Here is a 12,048-nt window from a genome sequence, read left to right as displayed (position 1 = left end):
ATAAGCACCTTACTTTCCGTTTAGCACATAGTCAAAGCTTTTTGTACTGTATTTTATTTAATTTCAATAATTGTTTATGCCGTTGTTGTACGTAAATTTTGCTCTTGTTTAATTGTTCCCTTAATTCTTTAAAAATTTAATAGAGGGAAAATATTTTATTTTTTTTTCATCATGAATTCGAAACGTGTTAACTATAATATAATAGATATTTACTAGGTACATTAAAATCCAAATTATTTTTGCGTCTGTCCAATGATCAAAACCTAATCTAGAATATGACATATTAAAACTACTTAGTAATACTTCCATTAGTAGGTCAATAAATCCAAACAAAATAGGTTTTATAATAACAGGTATTAGAAAGAGTAGAATTACCCACGTAATTTCAAAGTTAATAACTTTTTTAGCAATTTTATCAACGTCTTTAACTTTGTCTTTTTTTGAAATCCACATTAAGGCTGGAACCAAAATTCCAAGTAATGGAAAAAAAATGAATGTCAAAGCAGATAGGTTTAATTTTTTTAGAAATTCAATATCTTCTACCTGTGTCCATCCCATCAAATCGTTTGGACTCACTTTTAAAGCGTCCGAGAGTTTTCTACACGTATCCCCGTTTGGAGAGGTTTCACCTTTTTCAATTCTTTGTATAGTTCGAATACTTAAACCTGACTCTTCAGCTAGAAACTCCTGAGATATTCCTTGGGAATTTCTTAGCCTTTTCACTTTTTTACCTAAACTATGTTCTTGCATGTTCCTTAATTTATTTAAATATCAAAACTAAAGATTCCCATTAATTTTGATTCTGTCATCATCCCGACATCTTTACGTCATCTTTGCATATTTATTGATTTTATTAGGTTTTCTAATAACTGACAACTTTTGCTGAAACAAAAAAATAACATTGCAATCCGCTTATAAGCCTCATACAATGTTATTCTTTTTAAGTGAAATGTACTTTAAATTATAGTTCAATTTATATAAACCATGACCTAAAACGCGCTTCTTGCTATAAAATTGACTTACTTAGCCAACTCTATTTTAACTACAGATACCGTAGCATCTGGTGCTAACATAGGCACATCGATTAATAACTCGCGAGATGTTCCAATAGTTTTTAAAGGTTTGTTCGGAGCAGTTAATACCGTTGCTTTTTTCACCTTAATATCTTTATGTAATTTTAATGTACCATCTGCTGGCCAATCAAAAACAAGGGCATAAAGCACACCATCTTTTTCTGTATAACGTCCCCATTTTGGTTTTTCGTACGGACTTGCTGTTGCTCCATAAATCGCTTCACCGTTTTTCTTAGTCCACTGCCCCATCGCTTCTAAACGACGAATACTTTCTGCAGGAAATCTACCAAATCCATCAGGGCCGATATTTAATAGAAAGTTCCCTCCTTTTGATACAATATCAACTAATTTTTCAATTAAATCTTCACTACTTTTCCAGTTATTATCAGACGGTTTGTACCCCCAAGTTCCATTCATAGTCATACAAGCTTCCCAATCTGAATCGATTCCTGTATCAGGAATTTCTTGTTCTGGTGTTCCGAAATCTCCAGCAAATTCTCCTGGATGGTTATTCATTCCATCCATACCTGTTCTTCCTTTATCTACTCTATTATTTACAATAGTGTTTGGTTGGATATCACGAATATATTTATACAGATCTTTCCCCATTTCTGTAGTATAATCTGAAATCCAATCGCCATCAAACCAAACGACTCCAATATCTCCATAATTTTTCAATAATTCACCAACTTGAGGTTTCATATAATTTTCATAATATTTTGGGAATTCAGGATTCACCACAGATGGATCGTCATGTTGCGAAATGTTATAATTTGGATATAAATTACCTTGTGCTTGTGGGTGATGCCAATCTACAATAGAGTAATACAGACAAAATTTAATTCCTTGTTTTTTACAAGCATCAGCTAATTCTTTAACAATATCACGTTTAAAAGGCGCAGTATCCATAACATCGTAATCTGACACTTTAGAATCCCATAAAGCGAATCCTTCGTGATGTTTAGATGTTAATACAATATATTTCATCCCTGCATTTTTCGCCATGGTTACCCAAGCATCTGCATCAAATAATTGAGGATTAAACATCTCTGGATATTTTTCATAATCTTCAATGGTATAATCTAATTTATCCATAGCCCATTCTGCACCACCGCCAGCAATTTTAGTTCCGCGTTCTCCACCAATTATAGAATATGCTCCCCAGTGAATAAACATTCCAAATTTAGAATCTCTCCACCACTCCATACGGTCGTCATCTGAAAGCTTTTTCTTTGAACTTGCTTGCGCCATTACTGGGCCTAAATTTAACATGAGAATTACCACCAGTAAACACATGTTCCTTAACGTCTTCATTTTCATAATTTTTTATTTTATTTTAGTTTATTTTGTTTTTATATTAATGGTCTTCTCAGACTGGTTTCTCATAACAACTAACTCCATTTCATGTGTAGAATTTTCTACATTTATGCTGAAGAAATCTTGAACATTCTTTACCAATTTCCCATCTGCTTGAAGAATAACATCTCCTTTTTTAATGCCATTATTTTGAACAGCAGGACTTGGTTTCCATATGTTTAATACAATAACACCTTCAGCAGAATTTAACCCATAAGCCGATTGTTCTTGCTGAGACTCTACAGATTTTAACTGATTACGTAACCAAGCTACAACAGGACTACTTTGTTTTTCTGACGGATCTTTCAAGATAGGAACTTCAGGTGTTTTAGCTATCTTTTTAAAACTTTCTTTTTGAACTCCAAACTGATCCATAGGGAAATTTTTGAAGCCTATTTTTAATGCTGGAGAATTTTCGGTAACACTAAAATCTAAATGTTTTGGATCTTTAAACATCGGATCTCCATAAGCACTATGTAAATCTCTATCGTAAATTTGAGATTTCATCATAGAGACTTCATTAGGAAAGAAATTATAATCCAATTCTTTACCCCAACCTAACAAGCCCACATCTTGATACGCATCTCCAATAATATTATGCTTAAATACATCTTCACTATTAGCAAACCATACATGCGGATGCAAAGAGTTATTTACCATGATATTGTTTTCTGCAACACGATTAAATCCTTCACGTAATTTAAGTCCGTTATTAAGCATTAAATTATTATAAATATGATAGTTTGATGAGCCATCGTCCAGATCGACATCCCAACCATGATCGCAACGAAACCTATTATTTCTAATAATTGTTGTTTTTACAGCATCCCATGTGTACATATTAGGAATGGCCATAGTTATGCTATCCATTTTATGGCGTTTAGGAAGCCAAAAACGATCGCGTCCCCAAGAGTTAAACGATCCATGATCACTGGTTTCTAAAACGGTATTAAACACATCGTTATATTCTAAAATATGACCACCCCATGTACCATCTCCAATATTAATACCAGCTCTTGGGACGTCGTAAATACTATTATGACTTACTGTAATATCCATTGCCATAGCAATTTCTACTCCTGCAGTTTGTTTTTCTATTCTACCAATACGGTATATTAAATTGTCTTCGACAACACAATTTCTAGGGTATAATTCGTTTTTAGGACCTGCAACGGTATCCATATCTTTTAAATCTACAAATTGCCCATAATTAAATGAAGGCGAACGTACCGCAGACGGATCTCCTACAAAAGATACGGCACTAGCTCCATTTTCATGAATATGATTTCCCATAACGAGCAAGCCTGAATTATATTTACTTACCATAATCACGTTTCCGCCTAAATGAGTAAATTCATTATCTGTTATGTTACAATTTTCTGTACCTTCAAAAAACAATACACCACCTCTATAAATAGACCAATCACTACGTAAAAGTGGTTCATAATCTTCCATAAAGGTACGCTTGGTATATTTAAAAGTTATACCGCTTATAGTTACATCTTTTACTGGATTTTCTAAAGTACCAACAACTTGTATTAAGTCTTTAAGTACTGCGACTTCAATAGTAGATGATTCTAAATTTATGTTTTTGGTTGGCCAATAGTATAGTTTATGTGTCTCTGAATCTAAGTACCATTCTCCTGGATTATCTAATTCTTCAAATACGTTTTCCACCATTCTAAACTCTTCGTGAGGTTTAGAACCACGATTGTTTTGTTGTCCGCCTTCTAAAATTGCTGTTCCATCTTCGTTTACTCCTGTGATTACAAAATGAAATCCGCCCCATTTCCCATTATGTAAAGCATGAAAATAAGCTCCTTTAGGATGTTTCCAAGTCGCTATACGTTCTTTAGAAATGGCATCAGCTGCAGATCCGTTCCAATAATGAGCCGCTTCGTCATAATTAGGATAGCGCGCTAAAATTTGAGGATCGCCATTAATAATAAGCTGATCAAAATCTAAATCAGGATCAACATCTGCTACAAAAATAGTATCATTATAACTTTCCCAGTTAAGCGATACCTTTTTAGATCCTTTAATTGTAACTTCTGAAGCTGCAGTTCCTTTAATTGAAATTCCGTTTAATTTTGGAGTAATTTTTATGGCGTTCTCTAAATTATAATTCCCTGGAAGTAGGTGTATTTCAATCTTTAAATTGGCATGCTGCTCTCTTAATTCTGAAGCTTTTTTAACGGCATCTTCTAAAGTGGCAAATGGTTGTTCCTTACTACCATTAGGCTGTTCTATTTTATGGGCAGTCACGTACAAAATACTAATATTATTTTCTTTTGTGTGACATGAAAAAAAGAACAAAGTAAAAATTATTAAAAAATACTTCATAAATAATACGTTTATATAATTCTAAATAGTTGGTTTAATTTTTAAATAGATTATAAATTTTAAAACACAATTTGTACTTTGCTATAGGCTTTTTCTAATCTAAATTCTAATTGTTCTGGATTAGATCGTCCTACTTGACCACTTCTCTTATTTACTAATTTATTGTTTTTAAAAAGTCTTAATTCTGCTTCTTTTTTACCATTTACAAAAGGCGAACGAATAAGTACTGGCCCGTCGCTTTCAATAGTAAAAGTATCGCCTAAACGTTCTATAGATACGGTTACAGCATTACCCGATGCAATTATTTCCCAACCAAATTGTTTGTATTTATAAATTCCTGAAGTAAATAAATACTCAAGATTTGTTTCTTTATCTCCTAAACGAGACACAGATAATAATCCATGTTGATAAAAATTATCTTGCTGGACAATATCATTTTCCGAAGTATTTAGAACAATTTTATCTGTGGTTTTCTTATCATTCAACAACACGTTTATAACTTGCGTACTTGGATTCTCTTTAATTTTTGAATAGGTTACATTGATAATCGGATTCTCTTGACCTTCTATATAGGGATTAAAAACAACAGCAAACGGATTATTCCAAGCCTCAGCTTCTCGTTTTACAATTAATGTGTGTATCGAATCGTTTAAAACATTTTCTGGAGCTGTGCCTTTACTAATCACATTAGATTTTGGAGCCATTGCCGTATAAATAGTTTGATTATCGCTTCCTTTTACCCAAAGCTTCATGAGATGATCTGGCTGATTTTCGGGTGTAAGTTTATAAAGCGCTTTTACATCTTTAGCAGTTGTTATTTTCTTTTTATTAGTTAAATAATCATACCCTTTTATATCACCATATTTACTTCCAAAATCATCAGTACTTTTTAAAGGCAACACCTTAGAATTCATATCTAAAATTTGAAGCGATTGTCCTAAATTATGATAAAAATAATCATGACGTTGTTTACCTTCTTTTTGTGTTTTAGATCTAAATACATCTACAATATATCCCGTACTTGACTTCGATTTTATAAGTGCTGTAAATCGTTGTTGATTTGCTTTTGCTTTAGGTTCAAAAAAAGACACTTTAGAATATGTTAACCCTTTAAATGAAGGTGTAATTCCTGATTTAGGAAAAGCTTGATCTAGAGTAAATGGATGATAACTGCGCATGGCATTATAGTCTGAAACACCATTTACAACTACCGTATTATGCGCTGGAAATTTAGAATAATAGTCGTTATGATTTTCGTGCCAATAACTAGAACCTTTCCCCATATCTGGCCCTAAAGCATAACCATTGGCATATAATTCTATTGCTACACCATTTGCATGCGCATGGTTTCCGAAAGAACCAAAAGTAGACACCATCATGGCATCATCACCCATACCCAAACGCTGATTAAACAAACTTACGTTCGAGGCATAAAATGTTGGCGTTGTTAATTGGTTTAATGCATTTTTATCTGTTTTTACAGATTTTAAATCATCTACATAAAAAAATAATTCGAATAAATTGTCGGCTTTTCTTTTGTACTCTCCTTTAGCAATCATTTGTTCTAACAAACCAGATATAACAGTTTCTTTGTCTAATTCGTTATATTTTCTGTACATCGCTATTAGTAATTCAAAATTTTCTGGAGGTAATGGTTTATGATTAGAATCTCCGAAACCAATTGAATAACCACTAGGAAATAAATATTGAAACGACGATAATGCTGCTTTTTCTATAATTGGAAAATTAGCCAATTCGTTATTATTTGTAGAATGATCTAATAAGGTTACAATATTTAATAAAGTAGAAATAACATGAATAGAATAAGAAGCACTCTCTGGCCAAATACCCGTTTCTTGATTGTAAACCAATAAGGATTCATTGATAGATAATTGACGTTCAGTAGACGTATTAAATATTAAATCTAAATAATATTCACGCCCTTTTCCGTTTTTATAAGCCGAATTAGAATCTAATGCCATAGCCACATACGTTAAAAAACGCGCTTGAAATAAATTCCAATTATTATCAGGTACACCATTATTTATAATTTGATCTCCCCATTTTTGAAACACAGCCACATTATGATCTAAGTTTACATTATGTGCTTCGAAATAATCGTATAAAAAATCGTAAGTAGTTAATAAATGAATTAGAATTTGCTCGTGAATCACTTCAAAAGTTGCTAATCCAGAGAGGCGCTGCTGGCCAGAATTTGTTAAATCTATAGGGTTATCTCTGTAATACATCCCTTCCATGTAGGTTTGGTAAACAGGTAAAGCGAATTCTGCATATTTTTCGTCTCCTGTCATCCAATATAAAAAAGCAGCATCGGCAACCAAATCCATAATACTCCGGTTTATACCTTCAATAGCATGTCCCATTTTAGAAGGATGCACCCATTCTTTTTTTCCTGTTTTTTTATGCTCTAAATAATAACCACGAGGATCATCAAAATACGGTTCCATATCTTCAAACCTTGGTTTCACATACTCGGTTGACCAATCTCGCGTTCCAGAAAAACGCACCGTTGGTACAGGAGCAGAACCTTCAGAATAATCAAAATTTCCTCCTTTTAAATATACTTTGTTGTGCTTAGTTTTCCAATTCATTTGCAATCTAGAAACCAACCACGTTGGGTCATTTTTACATAATTCGATATATTTTTCTAGATTCTTTATTTTTTTATCGACTAAACTTTGCTTCCAATCTTGTTTTTTAATATGTTCTAAAAATTCAGTTTTTGAAACATTAGACGTATAAATTCTAGGATGCGAAATTTCTTGTGCATTTACATTTGCTGCACAAAAAAGCATAGCCAAAATTGCCAATAACAATAACGGTTTTAATATGACATTTCTATTTTTCATTTACTTAATTTCAATGTGAGAGCCCGCAGGATACGTTTTTGATTTACCTTTTTTAAGTTTAATTATTACAGGCTGGTCTGCAGAATAATAATATATACCGTTTTCAAATATAAGTTCTGCAGAAACCGAATCGTTTACAGCTTCAATACTATATTTATTGTGTTGTAACAACTTTCCTTGTCCTAAATACAAATACTCAAAGTCTCCATTTTTTTCTGAAGCAACTGCAAATACACCTTGAAATTTCATTTTCTTTTCTGGTGCATACACTTTATTATCTGTTGAATTGTATACAAATTGAGTACTATTTTTAGATGCTACTTTCAGACTTACAAAATGTTCTGAAGTTTCTAATTTTTCAATATTTTGAATAGATTTCTTTCCTGTATCATAAGACTCAAATACAGAAACAAATGGATAATCCTGTCCATTAATTCCATTCTGACGTACAATTAGAGTTGGTGTTGTTTCTGGACTTTTATTAACTGCACCTGGAGTAATATCTGCTCTAAGTGTTGTTGGAGGTGCATCGACTACATATAATTCACGGTTATCTTGTCCCATCATCCACATATTTACTTCCAATTCTGGAGACACTGCTGTAGTGGTCCAAGTGGCATTAAAATCCTCTGAATACTTAACTTTTCTTTGATTTTTAAAAAACGTATAATTCTTATCGTACTTTACGCCTAAATCATTCACTTTTTCTAATGTTAACGGACTATTTGCAGTCGTTTTTAAAGCCATCGTATTACCAAGATTATGATGAATATAATCGTTATCTGATTGATTAGATCTAAAAACATCTACATAATATCCTGTGGTTTCAGAAGTACGTATCATAGCAACTACACGACGTTTTTCTGCTGCAGAAACATCTGCAAAAGACACATGTTTAGAGGTCTCTGTCGAATTATAAAAACCTGCAGTAGTATCTACAGACGGATTCATAGCATTTACAATAATATCTCCACTACTATATCCTGGCTGAATGGTATTTGATCCAGATATCCCTCTATGATACGAAGCATCTTTAGACCAATACGATTCGTATGCAGAAGCATCTGGAGCCAAAGCCCAACCTTTTCCGTAAAATTGCATTGCCAAACCATTAGCTGTTAAATGAGATTTATGTTTTCCGCCGTAAAGCGTAAACATCATCCCATTATTCTCGTCATTTCCATTTCTCATAATTATATGTTTATGAAATGGAGAATATGCTGCTTTATAAAATGGTAATTCGCTTCCTGAATCTGGTAATGGCTGATTAAAAACAATACCTTTCCAATCTGATTTACTTCTATCATATTGTCCAGAGGCTATGTTTTTACGAATTACAGTGGCCATTTTTTTAGATGTTTCTGTATCGCCTTCCCAAGTAGAATATGTTAAAAGCGATTCGAAAGATGAAATATTTGCAGGACCACCACGCATATCTCCAAAAACAACTAAGTTTCCACGAGCATCTAACCATCCTAAATTTGCTAATGCAGCCTTACTAATTATTGGATTTCCGGCTAAAGTATTTACTCCAGATTTGTATAATTTCACACCCATTTCTAATACTGTAGGAATCATTCCTGAAGCATAACCTGGAGATTCTGGCCACAATCCTGTGGTTTTATTATAGTATGCTAATATTTCTGGTAAGCCTGCATAATGTTCTCCCGATTTTTCGGTATAAAATGGGATGTAATATTCACGTCCTTTTCCATCTTTATAAAAATCGTTAGATTCTAAAACAAGCATACTATTTAAGATATTCTTATAGCGATTTACATTCCAATTTCCCAATTTTCCACCTCTAATCAATCCAATTTCTATAAAACGTTTAAAGACTACTCCTGCAACTTCTGATGTAGTTTTATTCATGGTTTTTAAATGTTCATGCGGATGTGCATTCAAATAATCATACAAAAAATCGTAAGCTATAGCTGTAGGAGTTTGTCTATCGTCATGAATCACTTCATAATCATAATAGCCCATAATTCCGCCTGGCTCATAACCTCCTGGTCCGCCTGTAGACTCTTCTGGATCTAAAGGTGGTTGCATATAATACGTTCCTAATAACCATGGCCATAAGATATCTGATGAGAATTTTGCATATTTTTCATCTTGAGTAATGTAATACACAAAAGCGGCTTGTTCTGCTAATTTTAAAATTTCAGCATTGTTAGCACGAATCATATGTCCGGTTTCTTTATACGGAATTAAAACAGGTGTTTTATCGGCATTAGAGCGACTAATTCCTAATAAATCTCCCGTAGTATTATACGGAATACGATCTTCTAAAGGTACATTTACATAATCATTCCAAGTACGCATACCTGGTAACCGTACGGTTGGCACAGGTGCATTGCCTTCTCCATAATCCCAATTTTGATCTTTGATATAACATTGCGTAAAGTGTTCGCCATCTTTCCAATACATCGCTAATCGTGACACAATCCATTCTGGATCTGTAACATGACGGTTTACATAAGGATCTATTTCTGAGGTTAACGCCTTAAAAGATGCTTTGGCCCAATCTTCTGTCTCAATCTTTTTTATTAAGGCATCTCTATCCTGATGTTCCACAAATAAACGTGGATGATTGGACGTGTGTTGAGCATGACTATGTATTCCTATAAAAAGGAAAATGATAACTAAACTGAGAATGTTTTTAAATCGCATGATTATTCGCTATTATATAATTGTAATACAGATTTTGTTTCTGTCTAATGAAGTGGAACCGTTTCTATATCGGGATTGTCTTTTGCTTCTAAATATTTTCTTATTATTTCTTGATCTAACTGCGAGCTGTCTCCATATTGCTTACGCATATCTACAAGTTGTTTTTTTAGTTTTACAACCACATCGGCATATGCTGGATCATCAATAACATTATGCATTTCATTAATATCCTTTTTACGATCGTAAAGTTCCCATTCGTCTACGTCGTAATAAAAATGGATAAGCTTATATTCCTGAGTAATAATAGCGTAATGTCTTTTTACCATATGAATACCTGGATATTCATAATAATGGTAATATACTGCATCTCTTGTCCACTCTTCATCGTTACCTAATAATAACGGAATTAAACTTTCTCCTTGCATATCTGAAGGAGCTTCTATATGAGCTGCTTCTAAAATGGTCTGAGCAAAATCTAAATTTTGAACCATTTCTGTGTTTGTAGTTCCTGGTTTAATAACGTTTGGCCAACGAATTAATAAGGGTGTTTTAAACGACTCGTTGTATACAAAACGTTTATCAAACCAACCATGTTCTCCTAAATAAAATCCTTGATCTGAAGTATACACAATAATCGTATTTTCATCTAATCCAGTCTCATCTAAATAATCTAATAATCGTCCTACATTTTCATCTACAGAAGCAATACATCCTAAATAATCTTGCATGTAACGTTGGTAACGCCATTTCATTAATTCGGTTTCATTCATGGTTGGATACTTTGTTTTAAAGTCTTCCATCATTGGTCTGTATACAGAATCCCAAACAGCACGTTGTTCTGGATTCATACGTCCAACTTCTCGCTCAAAAGCTTCCAAATCCCAACCAGACATATCTTTAATGCCTAATTCTTCCATCATTTCTGGATACAATTTAGAATCTCCTGCCCAGTTCATATGCTTTAAAAGATTCATTTCTGCTGTTTTCGCAGCGGTACCTCGTCCTTCATAATCATCAAACAACGTTTCAGGTTCTTTAAATGTTTTTTTAGTATATTCTTTAAAATGACGTGGTGCTGGCAACCATTCTCTATGTGGTGCTTTTTGCATAGAAAATAACATAAAAGGTTTGGTTTCGTCTCTTCTATGTTCTAACCAATCTAAGGTCATATCCATAATAATATCGGTAACATAGCCTTCTACAGTAATCTGCCCATCGTTAGTATTAAAATCTGGATTATAATATTGTCCTTGCCCTGGAAGAATTTTAAATTCATCTATACCTTTCGGATTATTTCCAAAATGTAATTTTCCAAACATAGCCGTTTGGTATCCTGCTTTTTGTAATAATTGAGGAAAAGTGACTTGAGATTCATCAAACGGAAATAGATTATCTACTTTTCCGTGTATATGACAATGTTTTCCTGTTAAAATTGTAGCTCTTGATGGAGCACAAATAGAATTTGTAACACTTGCATTGGTAAATAAAATACCTTCGTCCGCAATTCGATCTATATTAGGTGTTTGTATTAAACGGTCACTATAAGCACTAATTGCTTGATAGGCATGATCGTCGGACATCATAAAAATAATGTTTGGCCGCTTAGTTGGTAATTCTTTTTTTACGGCTTTAACCTCTGCTTCTTTAGTTTCTGTTTTACAAGACACCATACCTACTAAGCATAAGAATGTAAGGCATTTTATAAGACTTAATTTTTTATGTATCATGAATCT

The 12,048-nt window shown here is 33.1% G+C and carries 6 protein-coding genes; all 6 read right to left on the bottom strand.

Annotated elements, in window-relative coordinates:
* Window positions 1-120: 120 nt before the first annotated feature.
* The 6 genes from Q1B05_RS11495 to Q1B05_RS11470 all read right to left on the bottom strand — a co-directional run bounded on the left by Q1B05_RS11495 (window position 121) and on the right by Q1B05_RS11470 (window position 12,042).
* On the bottom strand, window positions 121-750 hold the full coding sequence (locus Q1B05_RS11495; protein ID WP_299780793.1) for a helix-turn-helix domain-containing protein: 630 nt from the start codon (window positions 748-750) through the stop codon (window positions 121-123).
* A gap of 269 nt (window positions 751-1,019) precedes the next feature.
* Window positions 1,020-2,387, bottom strand: a complete 1,368-nt coding sequence (locus Q1B05_RS11490) for an alpha-L-fucosidase (RefSeq protein ID WP_299780791.1) — start codon at window positions 2,385-2,387, stop codon at window positions 1,020-1,022.
* Window positions 2,388-2,414: 27 nt separating this feature from the next.
* Window positions 2,415-4,694, bottom strand: coding sequence for a PDZ domain-containing protein (locus Q1B05_RS11485; protein WP_299780789.1), 2,280 nt, complete (start codon window positions 4,692-4,694; stop codon window positions 2,415-2,417).
* A 137-nt stretch (window positions 4,695-4,831) separates the two neighbouring features.
* Window positions 4,832-7,642, bottom strand: a complete 2,811-nt coding sequence (locus tag Q1B05_RS11480) for a heparinase II/III family protein (protein WP_299780787.1) — start codon at window positions 7,640-7,642, stop codon at window positions 4,832-4,834.
* Window positions 7,643-10,315: a hypothetical protein gene (locus tag Q1B05_RS11475; protein WP_299780785.1), complete on the bottom strand. Its 2,673-nt coding sequence runs from the start codon at window positions 10,313-10,315 to the stop codon at window positions 7,643-7,645.
* A 44-nt stretch (window positions 10,316-10,359) separates the two neighbouring features.
* Window positions 10,360-12,042 (bottom strand): sulfatase, encoded by a 1,683-nt coding sequence (locus tag Q1B05_RS11470; RefSeq protein WP_299780783.1) that lies wholly within the window; start codon window positions 12,040-12,042, stop codon window positions 10,360-10,362.
* Between the last annotated feature and the right edge of the window lie 6 nt (window positions 12,043-12,048).

It is taken from the genome of uncultured Formosa sp., assembly GCF_947500765.1.
In the GTDB taxonomy this organism is placed as follows: Bacteria; Bacteroidota; Bacteroidia; order Flavobacteriales; family Flavobacteriaceae; genus Formosa.
Note: the sequence above shows the minus strand (reverse complement) of the source record. Positions and strands in the feature narration are given on the sequence as shown.